General features: G+C 63.9%; 23 protein-coding genes, 1 tRNA gene and 1 pseudogene. 17 read left to right on the top strand and 8 right to left on the bottom strand.

Annotation, left to right across the window (positions count from 1 at the left end; genetic code table 11):
• The 6 genes and pseudogenes from P1U75_RS00450 to P1U75_RS00430 form a co-directional block, all read left to right on the top strand.
• Positions 1 to 193: hypothetical protein (locus P1U75_RS00450; RefSeq protein ID WP_300238410.1), on the top strand; the 193-nt coding region annotated here is incomplete at its 5' end.
• An 82-nt stretch (positions 194 to 275) separates the two neighbouring features.
• A complete protein-coding gene (locus P1U75_RS00445; protein ID WP_300238408.1) occupies positions 276 to 629 on the top strand; it encodes a hypothetical protein in 354 nt (117 codons plus the stop codon).
• Positions 626 to 888, top strand: a pseudogene (locus P1U75_RS20555) (hypothetical protein). Before P1U75_RS00445 ends, P1U75_RS20555 begins: the two are co-directional and overlap by 4 nt.
• Before the next feature lie 383 nt (positions 889 to 1,271).
• Entirely contained in the window at positions 1,272 to 2,483 is a 1,212-nt protein-coding gene (locus P1U75_RS00440) for a hypothetical protein (RefSeq protein ID WP_300238406.1), read from the top strand.
• Positions 2,484 to 3,101: 618 nt separating this feature from the next.
• The gene (locus tag P1U75_RS00435; RefSeq protein ID WP_300238404.1) at positions 3,102 to 4,313 is read left to right on the top strand and encodes a hypothetical protein; all 1,212 of its coding nucleotides are present in this window, start codon (positions 3,102 to 3,104) and stop codon (positions 4,311 to 4,313) included.
• A 689-nt stretch (positions 4,314 to 5,002) separates the two neighbouring features.
• Entirely contained in the window at positions 5,003 to 5,356 is a 354-nt protein-coding gene (locus P1U75_RS00430; protein WP_300238401.1) for a hypothetical protein, read from the top strand.
• Between the two features lie 168 nt (positions 5,357 to 5,524).
• Here the strand turns inward: P1U75_RS00430 and P1U75_RS00425 are convergent.
• The 4 genes from P1U75_RS00425 to P1U75_RS00410 form a co-directional block, all read right to left on the bottom strand.
• Positions 5,525 to 5,601 (bottom strand) — tRNA-Arg (locus P1U75_RS00425).
• Positions 5,602 to 5,694: 93 nt separating this feature from the next.
• On the bottom strand, positions 5,695 to 7,095 hold the full coding sequence (locus P1U75_RS00420) for a HAMP domain-containing sensor histidine kinase (protein ID WP_300238398.1): 1,401 nt from the start codon (positions 7,093 to 7,095) through the stop codon (positions 5,695 to 5,697).
• 14 nt (positions 7,096 to 7,109) lie between these two features.
• Complete coding sequence (locus P1U75_RS00415; protein ID WP_300238396.1) at positions 7,110 to 8,528, bottom strand: FAD-dependent oxidoreductase; 1,419 nt, start codon at positions 8,526 to 8,528, stop codon at positions 7,110 to 7,112.
• A 5-nt stretch (positions 8,529 to 8,533) separates the two neighbouring features.
• Entirely contained in the window at positions 8,534 to 9,256 is a 723-nt protein-coding gene (locus P1U75_RS00410) for a TVP38/TMEM64 family protein (RefSeq protein ID WP_300238394.1), read from the bottom strand.
• A gap of 316 nt (positions 9,257 to 9,572) precedes the next feature.
• On the opposite strand from P1U75_RS00410, the gene rpmH reads away from it, so the two are divergent.
• Genes rpmH through yidD form a run of 3 tightly spaced genes read left to right on the top strand, consistent with a single transcriptional unit; the run spans position 9,573 to position 10,415 of the window.
• Positions 9,573 to 9,707 carry a 50S ribosomal protein L34 gene (gene rpmH / locus P1U75_RS00405; protein WP_012177012.1) on the top strand — a complete coding sequence of 45 codons (135 nt, stop codon included), beginning with the start codon at positions 9,573 to 9,575 and terminating at the stop codon, positions 9,705 to 9,707.
• Between the two features lie 19 nt (positions 9,708 to 9,726).
• Entirely contained in the window at positions 9,727 to 10,176 is a 450-nt protein-coding gene (gene rnpA / locus P1U75_RS00400) for a ribonuclease P protein component (RefSeq protein WP_300238391.1), read from the top strand.
• Entirely contained in the window at positions 10,173 to 10,415 is a 243-nt protein-coding gene (gene yidD / locus P1U75_RS00395) for a membrane protein insertion efficiency factor YidD (protein WP_300238388.1), read from the top strand. The genes rnpA and yidD overlap by 4 nt, the downstream gene beginning before the upstream one ends.
• Before the next feature lie 10 nt (positions 10,416 to 10,425).
• On the opposite strand, the gene P1U75_RS00390 is transcribed toward yidD, so the two are convergent.
• Positions 10,426 to 12,144 carry a pentapeptide repeat-containing protein gene (locus P1U75_RS00390; RefSeq protein ID WP_300238386.1) on the bottom strand — a complete coding sequence of 573 codons (1,719 nt, stop codon included), beginning with the start codon at positions 12,142 to 12,144 and terminating at the stop codon, positions 10,426 to 10,428.
• Between the two features lie 136 nt (positions 12,145 to 12,280).
• On the opposite strand from P1U75_RS00390, the gene ttcA reads away from it, so the two are divergent.
• The 8 genes from ttcA to P1U75_RS00350 all read left to right on the top strand — a co-directional run bounded on the left by ttcA (position 12,281) and on the right by P1U75_RS00350 (position 20,225).
• Positions 12,281 to 13,159 (top strand): tRNA 2-thiocytidine(32) synthetase TtcA, encoded by an 879-nt coding sequence (gene ttcA / locus P1U75_RS00385; RefSeq protein ID WP_300238384.1) that lies wholly within the window; start codon positions 12,281 to 12,283, stop codon positions 13,157 to 13,159.
• Between the two features lie 66 nt (positions 13,160 to 13,225).
• A complete protein-coding gene (locus P1U75_RS00380) occupies positions 13,226 to 14,773 on the top strand; it encodes a bifunctional diguanylate cyclase/phosphodiesterase (RefSeq protein ID WP_300238382.1) in 1,548 nt (515 codons plus the stop codon).
• Positions 14,774 to 14,895: 122 nt separating this feature from the next.
• On the top strand, positions 14,896 to 16,719 hold the full coding sequence (gene yidC / locus P1U75_RS00375; protein ID WP_300238380.1) for a membrane protein insertase YidC: 1,824 nt from the start codon (positions 14,896 to 14,898) through the stop codon (positions 16,717 to 16,719).
• Positions 16,716 to 17,477 (top strand): MOSC domain-containing protein, encoded by a 762-nt coding sequence (locus P1U75_RS00370; protein ID WP_300238376.1) that lies wholly within the window; start codon positions 16,716 to 16,718, stop codon positions 17,475 to 17,477. The genes yidC and P1U75_RS00370 overlap by 4 nt, the downstream gene beginning before the upstream one ends.
• The gene (yihA, locus tag P1U75_RS00365; RefSeq protein ID WP_300238373.1) at positions 17,477 to 18,133 is read left to right on the top strand and encodes a ribosome biogenesis GTP-binding protein YihA/YsxC; all 657 of its coding nucleotides are present in this window, start codon (positions 17,477 to 17,479) and stop codon (positions 18,131 to 18,133) included. Before P1U75_RS00370 ends, yihA begins: the two co-directional genes overlap by 1 nt.
• 50 nt (positions 18,134 to 18,183) lie before the next feature.
• Complete coding sequence (gene argB, locus P1U75_RS00360; RefSeq protein WP_300238371.1) at positions 18,184 to 19,047, top strand: acetylglutamate kinase; 864 nt, start codon at positions 18,184 to 18,186, stop codon at positions 19,045 to 19,047.
• A 78-nt stretch (positions 19,048 to 19,125) separates the two neighbouring features.
• Positions 19,126 to 19,743, top strand: coding sequence for a ferredoxin (locus P1U75_RS00355; protein ID WP_300238414.1), 618 nt, complete (start codon positions 19,126 to 19,128; stop codon positions 19,741 to 19,743).
• On the top strand, positions 19,728 to 20,225 hold the full coding sequence (locus P1U75_RS00350; protein ID WP_300238368.1) for a histidine phosphatase family protein: 498 nt from the start codon (positions 19,728 to 19,730) through the stop codon (positions 20,223 to 20,225). The genes P1U75_RS00355 and P1U75_RS00350 overlap by 16 nt, the downstream gene beginning before the upstream one ends.
• Before the next feature lie 48 nt (positions 20,226 to 20,273).
• Here the strand turns inward: P1U75_RS00350 and P1U75_RS00345 are convergent, their stop codons facing one another.
• From P1U75_RS00345 to P1U75_RS00335, 3 genes are read right to left on the bottom strand one after another with little or no spacing between them, the layout of a single operon-like run.
• The gene (locus P1U75_RS00345) at positions 20,274 to 21,065 is read right to left on the bottom strand and encodes an amino acid ABC transporter ATP-binding protein (RefSeq protein ID WP_300238365.1); all 792 of its coding nucleotides are present in this window, start codon (positions 21,063 to 21,065) and stop codon (positions 20,274 to 20,276) included.
• 10 nt (positions 21,066 to 21,075) lie between these two features.
• Positions 21,076 to 22,386, bottom strand: coding sequence for an amino acid ABC transporter permease (locus tag P1U75_RS00340; RefSeq protein WP_300238363.1), 1,311 nt, complete (start codon positions 22,384 to 22,386; stop codon positions 21,076 to 21,078).
• 1 nt (position 22,387) lies between these two features.
• Positions 22,388 to 23,656 carry an ABC transporter permease subunit gene (locus tag P1U75_RS00335; RefSeq protein ID WP_300238361.1) on the bottom strand — a complete coding sequence of 423 codons (1,269 nt, stop codon included), beginning with the start codon at positions 23,654 to 23,656 and terminating at the stop codon, positions 22,388 to 22,390.
• Positions 23,657 to 23,790 lie beyond the last annotated feature (134 nt).

Below are 23,790 nucleotides of genomic sequence, written 5' to 3'. Positions count from 1 at the left end.
CCAGATGGTCCAGACCATCGCCGTGCTCGCCTACCACCTCGCCATCGAGCTGGACCTGCACTACGAGGACGAGGACGCCCCCAAACTGCAGGAGGAAGTCGCGGCTCTCGAAATGGCCAATGCCTCCCTGGTACTGTCGGGCTCGCGCGTCCCGGACGTCGTACAGCACAGCATCAACCGGTTCATGGTTTGAACCAGCACAGAGCCTTCAGGGTCGCCCGTGTGGCGGCCCGGTCCCAACCCTGGTTCCAGCTATCCATTACGAGAGCACCAAAATGTCGAAAGAAGACCTCATCTTCGTGGAGGTGAAGAACACCTTCATGCTGACCCCATCGCAGGCCAAGCGCGTGTTGGCGGTCGCTAGGGCACTCACTGCCGACTACGTTTTCCACACGAAGGATGAAGACGGCTGTGAACTGACTGTTCGCGGCGACGATTTCCTGACGGAGAAGGGCGAGCACGACGTCGCGGCGGCGATGGGCGAAGTGCCGGATCCTGGAGGTTTGCTCGGGATCGAATTCGTCCACCAGACGACTCGCCCTTTGTCTCCGAAGGAGATCGAAGGCTTGACCCGGCCCTGGCCCGAAGGCTGGGAGGACCGCGCATTCAGGGATGATGATGAAGACTGAACTGGTCCGCTCAATGTAGCGGGCCGTCAGCAGACCCGCCGGTACGCGCCGCTGGGCCCACCTATGCCAAGGAGATCCAGTATAGCTACGACTTTGGCCATGACTGGGGCCACAGCGTCCGTATCAAGCGGCTCGACGAGGCTGCCCCGGGCGTGACCTACCCCGGCTTCTGAAAGCGGCTGGGGCCTACCCACTCGAAGACATCGGTGGAGTCTGGGGTTACGAGAAATCCCTCGAAGTACTCGCCGATCCTGCATAGTCTAGGCTCGTCGATCTCACCCGTCTGTTTGGTTGGCGACCTCCGGTGCGCCGGGCACGGAAGTCAGAGATGCGCAGAAAGCCGTCGGTGCAAAGTTGCGAACCTGGGTCGTCCTTCCAGGCGTGACTGGCCCAAATCGGTCATAGGCGGGTGATCCAAATGCTCCGGTGGGACTCGCTGAAGGAGACATTCGTTGCAGCTCCATAGTCCACTGATCCGTGAATTTATACAACGCGAACGCCGCCAGCCGCTCCAAACACTTGATCAGAGTGTAAAATCAGGCGATCTTGCCGTCAAGCTGCAGTCCATTTTGAGAATGCCGGTTGAACTCAATTGAGAAGTTTCCGCTGATGTTTTCAAATAAAGATAAATTGGAGATTCGAATGGCTTTGCGCAAAATAAATATCCTCCTTCCTGAAGGAAAAAATTACACTGTTCGAGAAGGTTTAAGGATCATTCAGGATCGTAAAGACCTCCCGGTCATTCGAGGTGAAGGCGGCAACACAATTGATGTGTATGGAAATATTGAATCGGAAGATTCTCTTATTGAAGTTTGGGGAAATCGGCCTTCAACCGTAAACGTTCATGAAACAGGTGTCATCAATAGCATTTACTACTACGATGGGATTTATTACAACTACAACGCTGGGCTAAGCGTGAATAACAATGGACTCATCAAAGCTGGATACGGAGTCAAATCCCTTAATGGGCAACTAGATCTTTTCAATTCTGGAACTATTGTTTCTGCTTGGTCGGGCGTTGCAGCTTCAAATTTCGGACTGACTTCCATTATCAATACAGGTGTCATTACTACCGCCGAAAGCGACAGTGGTAATTATGGTATAAATGCTATCAGTATTACACCAAGAAATGGATCAACCGGCCCTGTTGATATCGAAAACTCTGGTTCACTTTTAGGTCGAGATTTCGGCATATTAGTTTGGGATGGCAGTTACGGGGCAAACCTGAAACTCGTAAATTCAGGTCGAATTGAAGGGAATGATTACTCTCTATTTGCAGGGCGGTCAGGAAATGATGTGATCATCAATTCTGGGGAAATGATCGGCAACGTGCGTCTCGAAGGCGGCAATGACGAATTTTTTAATCATAAAGATGGGCTGGTCGAAGGCCGGATTTCGGCTGGAAGCGGTAATGATAAGCTCCATGGCGGTCGGTTCTCTGACATCCTCTCCGGCGAGAAGGGTAACGACGTGATCGACGGCGGGAAAGGGGCAGACAAATTGCTGGGTGGAAACGGCCGAGACATCCTCAAGGGGAATCGTGGTTCAGACGAGCTGATAGGAGGAAACGGCTCAGATGCTATTTGGGGACACAAGGGATCTGATAGCTTAGTCGGAGGCGCAGGATCCGATACCTTCGTGTTTTCTGGCACCAAAAAACAAGGACGCGATGTGATCGTCGATTTCAGTTCTGGTGAGGATATAATTAAAGTTGTAGGTAGTAGCTTCTCAGCAATTGAAATCGAGATGTCGGGCATGGACAGTACGCTAATCACCCTCGAAGGTGGAACCGAAGTTGTGATTAACGCCGTGACCCCCGACAGTTTAACGGAATACGACTTTATTTTCGTGTGAGTGATCGCCAAAGGTAAATCAACATTGCGGTACGGCTGTTTGACCTTTCAGACGATTTGACCCGTAGCATAATCGCAATGGCGGAACCATATGATTTCTAGAGGGTTTCTATCCCTGTTTAGGGTGTTCGAATTGTTGGCACTACGAAACTGACCGATGGGGAGTATCCGAAACTCTGTGTGTGAGGCTTAGCCGAAGTGTAAACTTCCTGCGAGATGCGGATACTGCGCTGGGATACCTCGCAGGTGCAGCGTATGTCAGCAATCCACCCGACCTGCAGGAGAAGTGAGGGCTGCAAGGAAGCGCGGATCGTGTCTGCTTTGGGCTGGCTTCCGACCTTCACCGTCCCTGATATGGACGTCAGCGATGCGCAGATAGCTGCCGGTGCAAAGTTGCGAACCGGGGTCGTCCTCCGGGGCGTGACCGGCCCAGAGCCGCCCTCCGCGCGGATCAGGCCCAACGACTGGTCTCAGCCCCAAACCAGACATTAGACTTGGTGGAAGGCTACGTCGTCTTGATCTGCGGTTGGAGGTTGATAGAAACAGGGGGAAAGGGACTACCGAAAGGTGCATTTTTGGTCCAATTTATTACAATGAGTATCGGCATATTGGTGCTAAATTGACCGGACACAATCATTACCCTTGGTGCACATGCGGCTGGTGCGTTGGCGGCGGCAACCGAAACGGTGGAGGCGTCCCTGCCGCGCCAGTAACAAAGCCACTTCGGCCGGTTTATTCCGAGTATGAAAAGCACCAAGCGACGCAGACACTGAAAGGCTACGGCGCAACAAGCTACTCTCGCTGCTTCGTTAACCCCAATGCATCCTGCCCCGTCTGCGGTCAGCCCGTTTATTTTTATGCCAATGAACACGGTAGCCGCGTCTTCTTTGATGAACTCGGAAAGCCTTGGGCGAAGCACCCTTGCACGGACAACGGGCGCCCTGCCTCTGGCTCTGTGCGTGCTCGCCCCTCCAGCCGTCCAATTTCCGAAATCAACGACATTCTCGGGGCCGAACAAAAGATCGACCAGCGAATACTACCTGTAGGCCGGAAAGCCAGAAGAAACTCCTGGAAGCTTGCAGTGGTGGTTGAAGTCCACTTCGCCGACTTTAGGATGGAAGTTCAGGTTGAAGAACTTTCAAACCAAAATCATCAGAAACATCGTTTTTTCATTCACTGTGATCAGCCGCTTCTAGCTGAAGGCGACCTCGTCAGTCGCCGTAGAGAGACGTTCTCATTTCTGCACCCACTGTCACTTGAAGACATCGAGGTTATCGACGGTGACCGGCTAGTAGACTTCGAAGCGCTGGAGAAGGATATAGACCCTAGCATTATTCCCGATGAGGTTTCAGAACTTATGCCATCCGAGAGGAGGCATTTTGGGTCAGGAAACGGCGGAACTGCCAAGGTCTCAGGACCACTGCGTTCTGTCCTCGAAGATTTCGCCAAGAAGGGGATCGTGGGGGCCAAACTTGTTTCTCATTATTTGAATGAAACAGGCCGTGTGACTGCTGATGGTTCGCCGTGGACCCCTCGCCTTGCCTTTTTTCTGATCGCCCTATCCGGCGTCTCCCAAGAAAAGCCGGTTAGGCAGAAGAAAAGAACCACAGGCAGCAAACTGCAAAAGGCTCGGAAGTCACAACCACATGCACTCGCTAAGAAGCGCCCACGTTCATCTGAACCCCAGTCAGGCAATTCGGTTTCGCAACCATCCAATAAAACTCACAAGCGACGCTCCGAACCCGCGCCTCGGCTCTCCACCGATGTAGATGAGTGGGCACGTATGCTCTCAAGGCTCGGGCGGGTTTCCAGAAAAGACGATGAGGGCTGATGATTATGCGGAACTACGATTGAGCGCTGCTATCGGTCGCCCCGTTTCGAAGGCAGAGCAATGTTGCGAAACGACCGCTCTCCGCCGTTCGGGCAACGGGGGCGGTAGCATGCTACGCCCGGCATGAATGTCGAGTTTGGGCTGCATGCGGTCAAACGATGGCAGAGCTTGGATGCGAAGTCGCCGCGGCCCTACTGCCCCACCGCCGAAAGTCCGGTCCGAGCCCATTGCTGTGGTTCCTTTAATGCTGTGTAATCGGCAGGTTTACCGCCATCGTTGTCATTCGTGGCTTCCGGTCCGGTGCTCCCTTCGAAACCGTAAGTAGACAGTCAGATCAACTTCAAATTTTCGCACTCCGTCGCTGGAGCTGAGAGGGAAACCTTATTGCCGAGCCTATTGCCCTGCTGGCTCCTCATCGCCGTTCCGGAACTTCTCTTTCGCAGTTTGCCACAGGCTCTTCGACCCGCTTTGGGCCTGCACCTGCGGCGAAGGGCGGCGTTACCGACGCGCCTGCAGCATGCGTCGTTCCTCCTGCCGCTAGATCCCGCGGCTTTGCAAATGACGCGAACTGCGCATTGCTGCTGTTCGTGGCCGGTGCGGCGAATGACGGCTCCCCGCCCGTCTCTGCCGCGATGACGTGAACGGCCCATTGCGGCCAGACGAACCCGCCGCAAGAAAACCGCCGCAGAATGACGACCGAATACCGCAGCCGCCCGATCACCGCCGGGAACCTCAAGGCCTTCCGCATCACCCTGACGCCGTTCAGGCACCTTTTGCCGCCGGACGTGATCGGCTCCAACGACAAGCACAGCCCGGCGCCGGCTGCACTCAGGCTCCGCTGGCGCCACCATGCGGTTGATACCGACATTCCCAGCTATCCAGACGGCAAGGGACCACGGGAGTTCTTCCGATCCCGGTCCTTCGCCAAGCTCGTCCTGTCCGACAGCGGGGCCGAGATAGGCGACGTCGTGATCTTCGAGAAACTCGGCTCGCACGAGTACCGTCTGTATCTTGAGAAGCCGTCGGGCGAACGGATCGGGTAACAGCGAATCGATGTTGTGAGGGCACCAGGTGTGATGTGATTCATGAGGCAGGAACTTCGGACGAAGCCCGGAGACCAAAGCCTCCACAGGTTCACGAAAAAATCGGACACACGTCGGACACCGAATTTGTCCAATAGTGGGAAATTCCGCCTAAGTCATTGATTTTATTGGCGGACCGAGGAGGATTCGAACCCCCGACCCCCTGATTCGTAGTCAGGTACTCTATCCAGCTGAGCTATCGGTCCACTAAGGCCCTGCATGTACCGCCGGGTTTCGGGCTTTGCAACCCATTTTGCAGGTTTTTTCGCCCTTTTCACCGGCGTGTTCTGAACCCGGCTTCAGACCCCGGCGGCGTCCAGCCCAGACATCGAACGCGGCAGCCGGATGGTGAAAACCGTGCCCTTGTCGCCGGTTCGGACCAGCTCCAGGGTGCCGCCGTGCCCGCGCACCAGTTCGGCCGAGATCGCCAGCCCCAGCCCGGCGCCGCCGGCCCGTGCGCCGCCGCGGAACGGGGTGAACAGGTTGTCGCGCGCCTTTGCGGGCAGGCCCGGGCCGGTATCCACAATCTCGATCCACCAGGCCTCGTCGTCCTCGCGCGCGCTCAGGGTAACCTTGCCCGGGCGACGGCTCGCCTCGATGGCCTGCCGCGCGTTTCGAACCAGGTTCAGCAACACCCGGTAGAGCTGTTCGGGATCGGCCCGCAGCTGCAGCGCCGGGGGAACCGCGTTTTCCAGCACCACCTCGCCGTTGCCGGCGGCCAGGCGTTCGCCCTCGATCACCTCCTCGGCGATACCGGCCAGCCCGACCAGCCGCAGCCCCGGCGGCGCCTCTTCGGCGCGGCCAAAGGCCAGCGTGCTTTCGCACAGTGTCACCGCGCGGGTGATCGAGCCGACCAGCTTGGGCGCCAGCCGCCGCACGCGCGGATCCTCGATCGCCTCGATCCGGTCGGTGAACAGCTGCGCGCTGGTCAGGATGTTGCGCAGATCGTGGCTCACCTTGGCCACCGCGCCGCCAAGCTGTGCCATGCGCTCGCGCTGCTTCAACAATTGCGTCAGCTCGATCTGCAGCGTCTGCAGCGCCTCTTCGGCCTCGCGCAGTTCGCTTACCCCGGCGCGGGGCTGGATGATCCCGCGCGCATCCTCGGGGGCGGCGGCATAGCGTTTCATGTAGCCCACCACGCCCTTGATCGGCCGCACCAGAACCCGCTGCACGGCGACAAAGAGCAGAACAGCGGTGAACACCGAGATTACCGCCGACAGCAGCAGGATGCGCAGCCCGTAGTCGATCATCGCCATGCGCAGCGGCGCGGTCTCCATCGTCACCTCGATCAGCCGCCCGGCGTCACGGGTGGGCGCGCCGATCACCCGCACGATCTGGTTTTCCCGGGTAAACAGCCGGACCAGCGCGTCGCGGATCAGCATCGCCGCGCCCGCGTGGCGCAGGTCATAGGTTGCCGCGATCGGCTCCGGGATCGGCGAGGAAAGCATCAGCTGCCGCATCTCGTCGCGGCGCAGCACCACGTTGAACACCCCGGCGTTGCGCAAAAGCTCCGCCTCCAGATCGGTCTCCAGCATGTCGTCGGCCAAAAGCGCCATCGACGCGATCTGCGCGCGCTCCAGCCGGTCGGTCAGGTAATCGACCCGGAACCGTGCGATTGACGGCACGAAGATCAGCACCTCGGCCAGCATCACGAAGACCGTGGTCAGGATCAGGAACCGGCCCGAAAGCGTATTCAGCATGCAGCCCTTTCAGGTCAGGGCAGCCAGCTCTGCACCGTCCCGACCACCCGTTTGACCATCTGACTATCAAACAACCTGGGTGAGAAATAGGCCCCCGCCACCCGTTTGTTAAGCTCGCCGATGGTCGGATAGGGCGCGACCATCGCGGCGATCTGGCCCATCTTCAGCCCATTGGCCAGCGCCAGCGCCCAGAACCCGATCAATTCACCCGCCTGGTGGCCGACGATGCTGGCGCCGACAGGGCGCCCCTTGACCACCATGACCTTGGCAAAGCCCGCCGTTTCGCGTTCGGCGATGGCCCGGTCGTTATGGGCGTAGTCGAACCGCACCACCTCCAGCCGCGCGCCGTGGACCTCGCGCGCCTCGGCCTCGCTCAGTCCGACCTGCGCCAGTTCCGGCGCGGTATAGGTGACGCGCGGGATATGCGTCTCTTTCGCCCTGGACGGCAGACCGAACAGGGCAGAACGGATGATGACCCCGGCGTGGTAGCCCGCCACATGGGTGAACTGCAGCCCGCCCGCCACGTCGCCGATGGCATAGACCCGGCGGTTGGTCGTGCGCAGCCCGGCGTCCACGCGCACCCCCGCCCGCGTGGTCTCGATCCCCGCCGCCTGCAGGTTCAGCCGGTCCAGGTTGGGTTTGCGTCCCACCGCCACCAACAGGTGCGTGCCGAAGAAGGTCCGGCCGTCCTCGGCCGCGACCTCGATGGCCTCCGTCGTGCCGGAAACCCGGGCCACCTTCGCGCCTTCGGCGATCTCCACCCCCTCGTCGCGCAGGGTTTCACGCACCACCCCGGCCAGCTCCGGGTCGTCGCGATTGAGCGCGCGGTCGCCCTCGATCACCGTGACCCTGCAGCCCAGCCTTGCGTGCGCCTGCGCCATCTCCATCCCGATCGGCCCGCCGCCGATGATCAGCAGATGTTCGGGCCGCTCTCGCAGGTCGAAGAGCGTCTCGTTGGTCAGGTAAGGCACCTCGGCCAGGCCCGGAATCGGCGGCACCAGCGGCGAGGAGCCGGTGGCGATCACCACCCGCCGCGCACGGATCAGGTGTTCCCCCGCCTGCACCTCACGCGCGGAGAGGAAATGTCCATACTCCCGGATCACCCGCACGCCGAGGCCCTCGAATCGTTCCTGGCTGTCCATCGGTTCGATCCGGCCGATCACATCGGCCACGTGATCCATGACTGCGGCATAGTCCACCTGCGGCACAACGCTGGCCAGGCCGAATGTCCCCGCCGTCGCCTGCCCGTGCGCCGCCTTGGCCGCGGCGATCAGCGCCTTGGAGGGGACGCAACCGTAGTTCAGGCAATCGCCCCCCATCCGGTGGCCTTCCAGCAGCACCACCCGGGCGCCCATCTGTGCCGCGCCCGCGGCCACCGACAGCCCGCCGGAGCCCGCGCCGATCACCAGAAGGTCGGTCTTGATCCGCTCCATCCCGCCTATACCTCCTTGCCGCCGCGCAGCAGCTTGACCAGGATCGGCAGCGCGGCCAGCGCGCAAAGCCCCAGAATCGGCCCCAGAATGTACGGTTCCCGGACCAGCGACAGGTCGGGGCTCTCGCCCCGGGCAAAAACCTCGCCCAGCCCGACGCCGATCCAGGTGAACACGATGGCCCCGGGCACGATGCCCAGCGCCGTGGTCCAGAGGAAATTCCAGAACCGCACGCCGACCAGCGCCGGCAGCAGGTTGGCGACAAAGAACGGCACCGCCGGCACCAGCCGCAGCAGGAACAGCATGCTGATCTCATGTTCGCGCAGCCCCTCGCGCAGCCGTTGCAGCCGCCCCTCCGAGGCGTCCATGCGCGCGCTCAGGGCCCGCCCCGGGCCCCAGCGCGCCACGAGAAAGATCGCCGCCGCCCCGATGGTCGCCGAGAGCACGTTGAACACCGTGCCCAGCGCCAGACCAAAGAGGAACCCGCCGGTAACCGAGGCCACCGCCGCCCCCGGCAGCGAAAAGGCGACGATTCCCACGTAGGTGCCGACAAAGATCAGCACCAACCCGGCGAAATTGGCGTCGCGGAAGGCCAGCAGCGCCGCCCGGTTGTCGCGCAGCGTGTCGAAACTCAGCGCATCGCCGAGCATCACCGCCCCCAGCGCCGCCACCATCAGCACCACGGCCAGAGGAGCATGCCGCAGCAGGCGGCGCGCACGGGGGGTCTTCATGATCTGCGTCTCCGTCATCCTCGGTCCGGTCCTCTTGCCTGCGGTGGCCTCACCTCGAAGATGCGCCACCGGGGCAAAAAGCGACAGGGGGCTTCACGCTCCGGTGATGGCCCGGCGCGAAATCGTGACGAAAGCGGCCGCAGCAACAGGGTTTGTAACATTGCGCGCCCCGCCGCGGCGGATTTTGTTGCAAAGCCCCCCGGAAACGCCCTGCCGGGGTTTGACTTACGCCGCGACTGCCCGTAAAGGACGGGCTCCGAACATGACCGGGGGGCGAATCTGCGCCGCACCCGACCGCTAGACTGGAGACGGAGCGATGAAACGCACCTTTCAACCCTCGAACCTCGTTCGCAAGCGGCGCCACGGCTTCCGCGCCCGCATGGCCACCAAGGCCGGCCGCAAGATCCTGAACGCCCGCCGTGCGCGCGGCCGCAAGTCGCTGAGCGCGTAACGCCTCAAGACAGGTTCCGATGACATCGACACCGCCGGAGGCCCCCGAATCCAAAACGGGGAACACGCCCCCGGCGGTTTCGTCATGCCCGGCCCCGGCCAGGCCCCACCCACCGCAAACCCTGCGCAAACGGGCCGAATTCCTCGCCACCTCCCGCGCAAGGCGCCAGGCGACCGCGACGATGGTGGTGCAGGCCCGCCGCCGCCCCGAGGGGCATCCGGCGACCGGCACCCGCGTCGGCTTTACCTGTTCCAAGAAGGTCGGCAACGCCGTGGCCCGCAACCGCGCCAGGCGTCGGCTGCGCGCGGTGGCGCGCGCGGTGCTGCCCGACCTCGGCCATGACGGATGGGACTACGTGCTGATCGGGCGACACGGCACAACTGTCGCAGCCCCCTATGAGACGCTGCTGGGCGATCTTAGATATGCGCTGTCGAAACTGCACGCCGACCGCAAGAAGCCCCGCCCATGACCCCGCTCGCCCGTATCGTCGCCCTGCCCGTTTATGCCTATCGGCTGATCTTTTCGCCCTGGGTCGGGCATAACTGCCGCTATCAACCCACCTGCAGCGCCTATGCGCTGGAGGCGCTTGAAAAACACGGTGCGCTGCGCGGGAGCTGGCTGGCGCTGCGCCGCATCGGCCGCTGTCACCCGCTGGGCAGCGACGGTTATGATCCGGTGCCGGAGCCAAAGGCAAAGCCCAGGGGCTGAGCCTGCCGCCTCACTCCTCGAACGGTTTCACCCGCCGCACCCGGTAGAGCCCGCGCCCCTCGACCCGCGCCTCCAGCTCCTCAGGCTCCATCACCCGGTAAAGCGCCTCCACCTCCAGCGCCGCGGTGATCTCCACCGGCTCCAGTGCAAAGCGGTCGGGCACGAAGCTGCCCGGTGCCGCCGCCCCGACCAGCCGGTCCAGCGCATCGCCGCCCACCAGGATCGCGCCGTCGAAATCGACTGACCGCAGATCCGCCCCGTCGAACGTCGACCCCAGGATCACCGCCCCGCGAAAGGTCGAGGCGGCCAGGCTCGCATCGCTGAAATCCGCCTCGACCAGCGCAGCGCCGTCGAATTGCAGCGCCAGCCCGTTCACCCCGGCGAACCCGGGCCGCAACAGGTAGGCGCCGCTGAAATCGGCCCCCGAGAGGTTGGTGTCATAGGTGACGTCACCGCGTTGGAACGGCCCCTTGACCGCCTGCCCCGGGACCGAGGCAAAGGAGACATCGCGCAGATGCGCCTTACGAAACCGCGCACTATAGAGCGACGCGCCGCCGAAATCGCATTCGAACAGCTGACCGAAGGACAGGTCGGCATAGCTGAGTTGCCCCAGTTGCGCCGACACCGCCGGCAGGATCGAGCCCGGCGCATAGGCATAGGACAGGTCCAGCCCGTAGAACCCCAGCACCTCGGTGTCGCGAATGCCCGATTGCAGCAGCGCCGTCAGCAGCTGCCCGCGCTCGGGGCTGGCCGGTCGGTCGACAAGGTCGAGCGCCGCGCCGGTGCCCTCGTCCCAACCAAAGGCCGCGCCCATGGCGGCAAGCGTCTTGGGCAGATCGGTGCGGCGCCGTTCCAGCGCGGCGCGCAGGATGGCGGATTGATCCTCGCTGCGGATACCGCCGCGCAGGAACCGATAGGGCCGCGTCGCCCGGCTGGCCGCGCTGATCCGCATGATCAGACCCAGATCGAGATCCTGCAACGGGTCGAGCACCGGCATCGCCCCGTCGGCGGTGCGCCCGCCCGCGCCGGTCTCGGGCACGCCCTGCGCCTGCATTGCGCGGTCCACCGCGGCGCCCAGTTCGGCGGCGATGGCGGTGATCTCGACGACAAGCTGCGCGTTGCGCGCCGCCTCGGCCAGTTGCACGGTATAGGTCTCCAGCGTGATCTGCCGGTCGATCCGCGTGTTCTGCTCGGCCAGAAGCTGCGACTGGTCCTGCAACAGCTGGTTCTGCCGGAACAGCAGCGCCGTGCCCGCAAGCGCTGCCATCGCCGCGATCAGCGCGGTGAGCGAGCCGATGATCCAGCGCCGCGTCGAGATCCAGGCGTAGCGCGCCAGCGCCATATGCGCCAGGTCGCGCGCCGCCTCGGTCGCCCGCTGCGGGTTGCGGTCCACTGCGCTGCGCGCCACCTCGGCCAGCGGCTCGGCGAAACTTTCCAGCTCGGTGCGGGCCAGGCCGAACAGCCGCCGCAGCAGCGGCTTGCGGAACAGAAACAGCAGCAGCCCCATCGCGCCGATGAACATCAGCGTGGCCAGGAACACCAGCAAGAGGATGCCGGCCCAATCCTCCAGCAGGCCGAGGCCGGAAAAGGCGATCAGGAACCCGGCGGCAGCGCCGAAGCCGAAGATCAGCAGCCCCAGCGCCCCCGAGGGCGCCCAGCGCCTGCCACGCCGGGATCGGGCCGGTCTTGCCGCCGTTGTGTCGGGCGGCGGGTCGATGTCGTCCTGCATTTTGTCACCGGATCGGAACGCGTGAACACGCATCAAGGCTACGCAATGCCCACAGGCGCTGACAAGCGGCAATAGCCTTTGCCGGTGGCATTGCGCGGCGCTTGCCGGATGCCCGCAACTCCACTAAAGCCGGGCCATGTTCGACGAAACCGACGATATCCACCCGCTGTTTCACGGCGCGCCCTCCTCGACGGAGTTCAAGAAGCTGCGCAAGCGCATCGTGCGCGCCACCCGCGAGGCGGTCGAGCAATACGGTATGGTCGAACGCGGAGAGAAACGGCCGAAATGGCTGGTCTGCCTGTCGGGCGGCAAGGACAGTTACACGCTGCTCGCGGTGCTCCACGAATTGAAATGGCGCGGCCTGCTGCCGGTGGATCTGCTCGCCTGCAACCTCGACCAGGGTCAGCCCGGCTTTCCCGCCACGGTGCTGCCCGAGTTTCTCGAACGCATGCAGGTGCCGCACCGGATCGAATACCAGGACACCTATTCGGTGGTGATGGACAAGGTGCCCCAGGGGCGCACCTTTTGCGCGCTGTGCTCGCGGCTGCGGCGCGGCAACCTCTACCGGATCGCGCGCGAAGAGGGCTGCTCGGCGGTGGTTCTGGGCCACCACCGCGACGACATCCTCGAAACCTTCTTCATGAACCTGTTTCACGGCGGGCGGCTGGCGACGATGCCGCCCAAGCTGGTCAACGAAGAGGGCGACCTGTTCGTCTACCGACCGCTGGCGCATGTGGCCGAGGCCGATTGCGAGAGGTTCGCCCGCGCGATGAACTACCCGATCATCCCCTGCGACCTCTGCGGCAGCCAGGACGGGTTGCAGCGCCAGCAGGTCAAGGCGATTCTCGACGGCTGGGAAAGGAACGCACCGGGGCGCCGGCAGGTCATGTTCCGGGCGCTGATGAACATCCGCCCCTCCCATATGCTCGACCCCAAGCTGTTCGACTTCGCCGGGCTGATGCGCGCCGCCGCCGAACCGCCAGAGGACGCCGGGAAAATTCCCGACCTGCGTTAACATCTGGGTCAGAACATCGGGCTAACCTCACCTCGCGCAATGCGAAATGTGAAAGGCCCCGCTGCCATGCCCCTGCCCAACCCCAGCGCCCTCAGCCGGCTGCGCCACAACGCCCTGACCATTCTGATGGGCCCTCCGGTGCTGGCGTTCCTGCCGGCGATCACGCTCGGGGCGTTCTGGCTCTGGGGCGAGTCGGCGCTGGTGATTACCTCGCTGGGGCTGCCGCTGCTCTTCGCCTTTGCCGGGGCCTTCGACGAACGCGCGCGGGCGCCGCTGGTGCCGCGCGACGCTGTGACCGGGCTGCTGCTGCGCGACGGATTCGAGGCGGCGCTCGAAAGGGTCTATTCCGAAACCACGCGCTCCGGCCTGCGCTCGGCCTGTTTCGTGCTGGAGCTTGACGATTACCGCGAGTTGGAGGAACGCCACGGCCAGGGCGCCGCCGACCTGATGGCGCTGCAGACCGGCGAGCGGATCGGAAGCGCGCTGCGCGGCTCCGATACCGTCGCCCGGATCGGCGACAGCCGCTTTGCCGTCTGCCTCACGCCGGTGCGCCAGCTGGATCTGGAGCTGTGCATCCAGCTCGCCGGGCGCATGCAGAGCGCGATCGAGGATCCGATCCCGCTGAATGCCGCGACACTCTATGTGACATGCTCGGTCGGGTTGTGCCTGCGCAGCCGCGCTCCGGGATCGAATGCCGCCGCCTGGTTCGCCGCGGCGGGCGAGGCGCTGAACGATGCGCAGGCCAACGGCCCCTCGGCGATCCGGGTCTTCAGCCAGGACACGCACCGCCGCAGCCGCGCCCGCAGCGACCTGCGCGAAGAGGCCGCCGCGGCGCTCGAAAACGGCCAGATCCAGCCCTGGTATCAGCCGCAGATTTCGACCGACACCGGCAAGATCACCGGGTTCGAGGCGCTGGCGCGCTGGCAGCACCCGGTGCACGGGATGCTTCCCACCGCGACCTTCCTGCCGGCGCTGGAGGAGGCCGGGCTGATGGAGCGGCTGGGCGAGGTGATCCTGTACAACGCGCTGACCGCGCTCAAGGCCTGGGACAGCGCCGGTGCGGACGTGCCGCGCGTCGGCGTGAACTTCTCCACCGAGGAATTGCGCAATCCCTCGCTGGTCGACCGCATCCGCTGGGAACTCGACCGTTTCGACCTGACCCCGGACCGGCTGTCGATCGAGATCCTCGAAACCGTCATGGGCACGGATCCCGACGAAACCATCACGCGCAACATCTCGGGCCTGGCCAAACTGGGTTGCCGTATCGACCTTGACGATTTCGGCACCGGACAGGCCTCGCTGGCCTCGATCAAGCGGTTCGCGGTGTCTCGCATCAAGATCGACCGCTCCTTCGTGATGAAGGCGGACCGCGACCCCGAGCAGCAGAAACTGATCGCGGCGATCCTGACGATGGCCGAACGCCTGGACCTGGAAACCCTGGCCGAGGGGGTCGAGACGGTGGGGGAACATGCGCTCCTGGCGCAGCTGGGCTGCGACCATGTGCAGGGTTTCGGAATCGGCCGGCCGATGCCCTTCGACCACACGCTGGACTGGATCGCCGCACATCGGGCGAAACTGCAGGATGCGCCACGGATCGGCCGCGAAACCGGATAGGTGCCCCGCAGCCCGGCCGCGGCCCGGCGGCACGCGGCACCCGGCCCGGAATCCGCTTGACCTTTGGGGCCGCACTCTGTTGAACCCACCCTGTCAGTGACAGCACAAGGTGGCGGTCCCCTATGGACGATCAGAACAAGAACCTCATTATCGCAACGGCCCTCAGTTTCCTGGTGATCCTCGGGTGGTTCCTCTTCTTTCCGCCACCGGAACCCGAAACCGCCGAGGCCCCGCCGACCGGGCAGGTCAGCCAGACCGCGCCGGAGGCCAGCGTGCCCGCCACCGCCCCCAGCGCCGGGGCCGGCGAGACCGGCGCCGGCCAGGGTGCGGCCGTGCAGGAAACCGTCGCCGACGCCCCGCGTGTCGCCATCGACACGCCGCGCCTCACCGGTAGTATCTCGCTGCTGGGCGGGCGGATCGATGACCTGTCGCTGAAGGATTACCGCGAAACCATCGATGCGGGATCGCCGATCGTCAAGATGCTGAAACCGGTGGGGGACGAGGGGGCCTATTACGCGCTTTATGGATGGGCGCCGGGTGCCGGGCTGACGCTGGACGATGTGCCCGGGCCAAACACCGAATGGCGCGTCGCCTCGGGCGGGACCCTGGGCATCGATGCGCCGGTCACCCTGTCCTGGGTCAACGGCAAGGGGCTGACCTTCCGCCGCGAGATCGCGATCGACGCCGATTACATGTTCACCGTCACCCAATCGGTCGAAAACGCCAGTGGCGCCACCGTCGGCCTGGCGCCCTACGGCATCCTGGCCCGCCACGGCGAACCCGCCAACCGCAAGAAGTTCTTCATCCTGCATGAGGGCGTGGTCGCCATGGCCGACGGCGAACTGACCGAGACCGACTACAAGAAGATGCCGGATTTCGATTTCCAGGCCCGGGAGGGCGCCCGCGCCGAGGTCAACCAGGTGCAGACCAACGGCTGGATCGGCTTCACCGACCACTACTGGATGACCACGCTGATCCCCGCGCCCGGCAGCGCCTTCAAGCAGGTGGCGAAATACGACGACCGCCGCGACATCTACCAGACCGAAACAGTGCTGCCGACCGAAACCCTGGGCGCGGGCCAGTCGGCGCAGGTCACCACGCAGCTCTTCGCCGGTGCCAAGGAATGGGAAACCATCCGCAAGTACGAGAACGCGGGCATCGAGGGGTTCATCGACAGCATCGACTGGGGCTGGTTCTTTTTCCTGACCAAGCCGATCTTCTGGCTGCTGCACAATATCCACAACCTGCTCGGCAACATGGGCTGGTCGATCATCGGCCTGACCCTGATCCTCAAGGCGATCCTGTTCCCGCTGGCCTTCAAATCCTACGTCTCGATGGCCAAGATGAAGGAACTTCAGCCGCAGATGGAAAAGCTGAAGGAAGCCGCCGGCGATGATCGCCAGAAGGTCCAGCAGGGGATGATGGAGCTCTACAAGAAGGAAAAGGTGAACCCGGCTGCCGGCTGTCTGCCGATCCTGCTGCAGATCCCGATCTTCTTCTCGCTCTACAAGGTGATCTTCGTCACCATCGAGCTGCGCCAGACCGGCTGGTTCGGCCCGTTCCAGGATCTCAGCGCGCCGGATCCCACCTCGATCATGAACTTCTTCGGCCTGGCCCCCTGGGCCGGACCGGAGCCGGGAACACTGATGGCGACGGTGCTGATCGGCATCCTGCCGCTGCTGCTGGGCATCTCGATGTTCCTGCAGCAGAAGCTGAACCCGGCGCCCACCGATCCGACGCAAAAGATGATCTTTGCCTGGATGCCCTGGGTCTTCATGTTCATGCTGGGCGGCTTTGCCAGCGGGCTGGTGGTGTACTGGATCTCCAACAACACCATCACCTTTACCCAGCAGTACCTGATCATGCGCAGCCAGGGGTACAAGCCGGACGTTTTCGGCAACATCAAGGAAACCTTCAAGCGCGGCGCCTCCGGGGGCAAGAAGTGACCGCCCGGGTCAGGGAGATCTGGCGTCACCCGATCAAATCCCACGGGCGCGAACGGGTGACGCAACTGGCCCTGACCGAGGGCGCCGCCCTGCCCGGGGACCGGCGCTGGGCGGTGGCGCATGAACAATCGCGCTTTGACGCCGACGCGCCCGGCTGGGTGCCCTGCCGGGAGTTCTCGATCGGGGCGAAATCGCCCGCGCTGCAGGCGATCCGGGCGCAAACCGATTCTGCCAGTGGCCGCCTCACGCTGGGCCATCCCGAGCGCGAGGACATCACCATCGATCCCGACGACGCGGGCGATGCCGCCCGCTTCATCGCCTGGGTGCAGCCCCTGTCCAACCCCGACCGGGCATTGCCCGCGCGGCTGGTCCGGGCGCCGGATGTGGCGATGACCGACAGCGATTACCAATCGGTCTCGCTGATCAACCTGGCCAGCCATGCCGCGGTCGAGGCGCAGCTTGGGCATGCGATCTCGCCGCTGCGCTGGCGCGGCAACATCCTGTTCGACGGCGTCGAGGCCTGGGAAGAGGTCACATGGCCCGGCAAGCGGCTGCGCATCGGCGCGGTCGAGCTGGAGGTGGTGGAACCGATCCGCCGCTGCATGGCGACCACCGCGAACCCCCGGACCGGCCAGCGCGACGCCGAGACGCTGAAGGCCCTGAACGAGGGCTTCGGCCACCAGGATTGCGGCGTCTATGCCCGCGTGACCCGCGGCGGCCCGCTGGCCGAGGGCGACGGGATCGAGGTTCTGACCTGATGCAGATGCGCTTTCCCCTTGCAGAAGAGCCTGATCCGCAGACCGCCGAGGCCGGCCGCCTGCTGTTCGCGCGCGAGTCGCTCTTCGTCAAGGGCGTGGTCGCCATGTCCGGCCTTCCCCCCGCCGACCGGGTCGAGGTCTGTTTCGCCGGGCGCTCCAACGTCGGAAAATCCTCCCTCATCAACGCGCTGACCGGCACCAAGGGGTTGGCGCGGGCCTCCAACACGCCGGGGCGGACGCAGGAGATCAACTATTTCACGCAAGGGCCGGATCTCTATCTCGTCGATCTGCCCGGCTACGGTTTTGCCAACGCGCCGCTTCCGGTGGTGGAGAAATGGCAGCGGCTGCTGAAACAGTACCTTTCCGGCCGCCAGACCCTGCGCCGCGCCTTCGTCCTGGTCGACGCGCGCCACGGGGTGAAACCGGTGGACGAAGAGATCATGACGCGGCTCGACAGCAGCGCGGTCACCTTCCAATGCGTGCTGACCAAGATCGACAAGGTCAAGGCAGCCGACCGCGACAAGGTGCTGACGCAAGTGCGCGGCGCGCTGGCCAATCACCCCGCCGCCTACCCCGAGATCGTGCTGACCTCGTCCGAGAAGGGCGACGGCATTGCCACGCTGCGCACCATCATCCACGGGCTGACGCAAGAATAGCTTGCGCCGCGCGCGGCTTTCGTGAGATTTCGCCCGGAACGGAGTTTCCGATGAAGACACAGGACATGAACCGCAACTGGATCGCCACCGCCGAAACGCTGTCTCACGCGCTGCCCTACCTGCAGCGCTATGACGAGGCCATCATCGTCATCAAGCTGGGCGGTCACGCCATGGGCAGCGACGCGGCGATGGACATTTTCGCACGCGACGTTGTGCTGATGCGGCAGGTCGGCGTGAACCCGGTGATCGTTCATGGCGGCGGCCCGATGATCAATGCCATGCTGGGCAAGCTGGGCGTTCAGTCCGAATTCGTCAACGGCAAGCGTGTGACCGACAAAGCCACCGTCGAGGTGGTCGAGATGGTGCTGTCCGGCCTCGTCAACAAGCGGATCGTGCAGGCGGTCAACCGGCAGGGCGGAACCGCGGTGGGCCTCTCGGGCAAGGATGCCAACCTGATGGTCTGCGACCAGACCGACCCGGCGCTTGGCTTCGTCGGCACCCCGGCTCAGATGAACCCCAAGCTGCTGACCGATCTCTTCGCGCATGAGATCATCCCGGTGATCGCCCCGATCGGCGCCGGCCGCAACGGCGAGACCTTCAACGTCAACGGCGACACCGCCGCCGGCGCCATCGCCGCAGCCCTCAAGGCCGACCGCCTGCTGCTGCTGACGGATGTGCCCGGCGTCAAGAACGCCGACGGCGAGGTGGTAACCGAACTGACCGCCGCGAACATCCGCGAGATGACCCGCGCGGGCGTGATCGCCGGCGGCATGATCCCCAAAACCGAAACCGCGCTCACCGCGATCGAGGGCGGCGTGCGCGCGGTTGCCATCATCGACGGACGCGCCCCCAACGCGGTGCTGCTGGAGCTGTTCACAGAACACGGCGCAGGCTCGCTGATCCGGGGCGGCTGAGGCCCGGCGTCCGTGGCGGAGCCCGCGCATCTCTACGAGGCGGTCCGCGACGCCGCCGGGGCGGCCGGGCTGATCGTGATGGGTGCCCTCGATGTGGACGCATCCGGCGCCAAGGGCCTCTCCGGCGGCAGCTTGGTCCTGTTGGGCGCGGGGCGCGGCTTCTGGCCCGCCTTCACCGCCGCGCCCGAGGCGCGGCACGGCGCGCCCGATCCGGTCGACCGCTGGTCCCGGCGCGTCGTCGGCGGGTTGGCCGCCACCCTGGGTGCAACCGCGCATTTCCCCTTCGGCGGCCCACCCTACGCCCCCTTCATCGACTGGGCGCTGAAATCCGGCCGCGCCTTTTCCAGCCCCACCGGCATGCTGGTGCATGACACGGTCGGGCTGATGATCTCCTATCGCGGGGCGCTGCATTTCGTTGAGCCGCTCGCTCTGCCCCGCGCAACCGCTTCATCGCCCTGCGACAGTTGCGCCGGAAAACCCTGCCTGACCGCCTGCCCGGTCGGGGCGCTCGGCGGGGCCGCGCCCTATGATGTGCCCCGCTGTCACGAATATCTGGACAGCCCTGCCGGTCAATCCTGTATGCTGCAGGGGTGCGCGGTGCGCCGCGCCTGTCCGGTCAGCCGGGGCGCCGAGAGGAGCCCCGCGCAATCCGCCTTGCACATGAGGTCCTTTCATCCGCCATGCCCAAGACCCTGATCCTGACCCGCCATGCCAAGTCCAGCTGGGACAGCCCCGGCATGAACGACCACGACCGCCCCCTGAACAAACGCGGCCGAAAATCGGCCGAGGCCATCGGTGCCTGGCTGCGCGCCCGCGGGCTGGTGCCGGACGAGGTGCTCTGCTCGTCGGCGCGGCGCACCCGTGAGACCTATGAGCGGATGGGCTTCGACACCCCGGCCGAGGTGAGCGATACGCTCTACCTCGTCACCGCCAACCAGATCCTGCGCGAGCTCTCCGGCGCCACCGGAGACACCGTGTTGCTGCTGGGCCACAGCCCCGGCATCGGCCAGTTCGCCGCCGAGATCCTCGGCGCGCCGCCCGACCACCCCAGGTTCCGCGATTACCCGACCGGCGCCACCCTGGTGGCGCACTTCGACCTCGACAGCTGGGACAAGCTGGCCTGGCGCAGCGGCGATCTGGTCGGGTTCACCGTTCCGCGCGACCTGCCGGAGCAATGAAAAAGGCCGGGCGAACCGCCCGGCCCCGTCCGTGTTTTCCCGTCCGGTTCAGTGGCCGAGGATCTGGCTGAGAAACAGCTTGGTCCGGTCGCTCTGCGGGTTATTGAAGAACTCTTCCGGTTCGTTCTGCTCCACGATCTGGCCCTGGTCCATGAAGATCACCCGGTTCGCCACCTGGCGGGCAAAGCCCATCTCATGGGTGACGCAGAGCATGGTCATGCCCTCCTCTGCCAGTTCGATCATGGTGTCGAGCACCTCCTTGATCATCTCCGGGTCGAGCGCCGAGGTCGGTTCGTCGAACAGCATGATCCGCGGCATCATGCAAAGCGACCGCGCGATCGCCACCCGCTGCTGCTGACCGCCCGACAACTGACCGGGATACTTGTCGGCCTGTTCCGGGATCTTCACCTTTTCCAGGAAATGCATGGCGCGCTCCACCGCCTCCTTGCGGGGGGTCTTGCGCACCCAGATCGGCGCCAGCGTGCAGTTCTCCAGGATCGACAGATGCGGGAACAGGTTGAAGTGCTGGAACACCATGCCGACCTCGGACCGGATCTTGTCGATGTTCTTCAGATCGTTCGACAACTCGGTTCCGTCGACGGTGATCCGACCTTGCTGGTGCTCCTCCAGCGCGTTGATGCAACGGATCAGGGTCGATTTTCCCGACCCCGACGGGCCGGCGATGACGATGCGTTCGCCAGCGTTGACCGTCAGGTTGATGTCGCGCAGCACGTGGAATGTCCCGAACCACTTGTTCATGTTGCTGATTTCGACGGCGACCTCATCCGAGACGGTCATCTTGGAGCGGTCGATTTCGCGTTCGATAGCCAATTCAGACATTGTTCTATCCTTACCTGTGGCCGGTCTGAAGCTTGCGCTCCAGATACATGGAGTAACGGGACATGCCGAAGCAGAAGACGAAGAACAGCAGCGCGATGAAGCCATAAAGCTCCCACACGATGCCGTTCCAGTTGGCGTCGGCACGGATGGCGTTGGACAGACCCAGCGGATCGAGAAGCCCGATGATCGACACCAGCGTGGTGTCCTTGAACACCCCGATGAAGGTGCTCACGATCCCGGGGATCGAGATCTTCAGCGCCTGTGGCATGATGATCAGCCGCTGCGCCTGCCAATAGTCCAGCCCCAGCGAATCGGCGCCCTCGTACTGCCCCTTGGGCAGCGCCGCCAGCCCGCCGCGGATCACCTCGGCCATATAGGCTGTGGCAAACAGCGTCACCATGATCAGCACCCGCAGGATGATGTCGAAATTGGTCCCCGGCGGCATGAAGATGTTCAGCAGGGTCGAGGCCACGAACAGCAGGGTGATCAACGGCACGCCGCGGATGAACTCGATGAAGCCGACGCAGAGGTACTTGACGATCATCAGGTCCGATTGCCGCCCCAGCGCCATCACGATGCCCAGGGGCAACGAACAGGCGATGGCAACGATGCCGATGGTGATCGACAGCATGAAGCCCCCGAACTTGCGGCTTTCCACCGGTTCGAGTCCGATGGGCAGGATACTGTCCAGCGCCGAGACGGCGATCCCCGACAGCACCAGCCACCAGATCAGCGCAACCAGGATGCCGCCGACCAACCCGATGAGATCACTCATCGACTGGCTGACGATGCGATAGACCACAAACGCGATCACGAAACCGGCGGCGGCCGAGATCGGCCCCCAGACGGCGCCGCCCCAGAGCAGCCAGGGAAAGATGAACGGGTAGGCCGCCGAGAACCAGATCAGCTTGGCCGGCACCTTGTCCGAGAACAGGATCGGCGCCAGCGCCACCGCCAGCAACACGAAGGCCGCGATGGGGCGCCAATAAAGCTCGCTCGGGTAGAACCCGAACATCAGCTGGATCCAACGTTCGCGGATCACGCCCCAGCAGGCGCCACCGCCATGGCCGGACTCCTGGCCGGCCGCGGCCAGCATTTCGCGACATTGGCCCAGCGAGGTTCCCGAGAAGGTCGGCGACAGGATCCACGGCACGATCGCCGACAGCACGTAGTAGACCACCACCAGCGAGGCCAGCGTCAGCAGCGTGTTGAACCAGCCCGAGAACAGGTTTTCCCGCGCCCAGCCGATGGCACCTGCCGATGTCGGCGGCGGCGCCTTTTCGGGCAGCATTTCCGTGCGGACAAAAGACACATCGGACATCTCAGCGCTCCTTCAGCTTCACGGATTCGTTGTACCAGTTCATCACCGCCGAAATGCTCAGGCTGATGACCAGATAGACCAGCATCAGCAGCAGCACGCATTCCAGCTCGCGCCCGGTCTGGTTCATGGTGATCCCGCCCAGCGTGCCGGTGATGTCCATGTAGCCAACCGCGATCGCCAGCGAGGAGTTCTTGGTCAGGTTCAGGTATTGCGAGATCAGCGGCGGCACGATGACCCGTAGCGCCTGCGGCAGGATCACCAGCGACATGATCCGGTTCTGCCGCAGCCCCAGCGCCGAGGCCGCCTCGGTCTGGCCCTTGGAAATCGCCATGATGCCGGCGCGCACAATCTCGGCGATGAAGGCAGCGGTATAAAGCGACAGCGCCAGCCAGAGCGCGATCAGCGAGTTTCGCAGATGCGTGCCGCCCTGGAAGTTGAAGCCCTTGAGCGCCGGATATCCGAAGTGAACACCGAGCGCGGCCAGGAGAATGGCCAGCGGCACCAGGATCACGCCCAGCCGCAGATACCATGTGGTCGGCCGTACACCGGTGCTTTCCTGGATGCGGTCTGCGCGGCGCTTGATGATATTCGAAACCCAGATCCCGCCGATCAGCACCGCAAGTATCGCGATCAGGTTGACGCTGACGTCGAACCGCAGGCTCGCCTCGCCGAGCAGATGGATGTCGCCCAGGCTGCGCGAAAACAGCGGTTCGGGGATATAGACGCCGCGATTGGTAAAGGCCACGCTGTCGCTCAGCAACATGCTCGCGGCGGGGTCCTCGCCCCGGAACGCACTCGGCGCCGGCAGCGTCTCGATCAGGATCGCCATGATGAACACGATCCACAGCAGCACCGGCACGTTGCGGAACATCTCCACATAGACCGTCATCAGCCGACCCACGATCCAGTTGTGCGACAACCGCAGCACGCCAACCACCACGCCGATCACCGTCGCCGTTGCACAGCCAAGCACCGCAACCACAAGGGTGTTGAGCAACCCGATCAGCGCCGCCCGCAGATGGGTGTCACGCGAATCGTAATCCAGCAGGCGCTGGTTGATGTCATAACTGGCCGGTTCGCTGAAGAACCCGAAATCGATCGGCTTTCCCAGTTCGGCCAGGTTCTGGGCGGTGTTGTTGATCAGCCAGGCTGCCAAAAGCATGAAACCGATCAGCGCGATCACCTGGATCGTACCCGAGCGGTAACGTGTATCGTAAAGGAGCATCGACAGCCGGAACTGCTCCTTCGGCGGGTCGGAAAGTGTCGTCATGACCGTTGGATCCCCGAGGCTCTCCGGTCCTTTCCTTCGGCGGGGTTGCTCCCCGCTCCGACAAGACCGGATGTATTGTAATGATCTGAAAAGCAAAAAGGGCGCGGGATGATCCCGCGCCCTGATTGGCGTCT

The organism is Antarcticimicrobium sp. (assembly GCF_029212575.1).
Taxonomy (GTDB): domain Bacteria; phylum Pseudomonadota; class Alphaproteobacteria; order Rhodobacterales; family Rhodobacteraceae; genus Antarcticimicrobium.
Note: the sequence above shows the minus strand (reverse complement) of the source record. Positions and strands in the feature narration are given on the sequence as shown.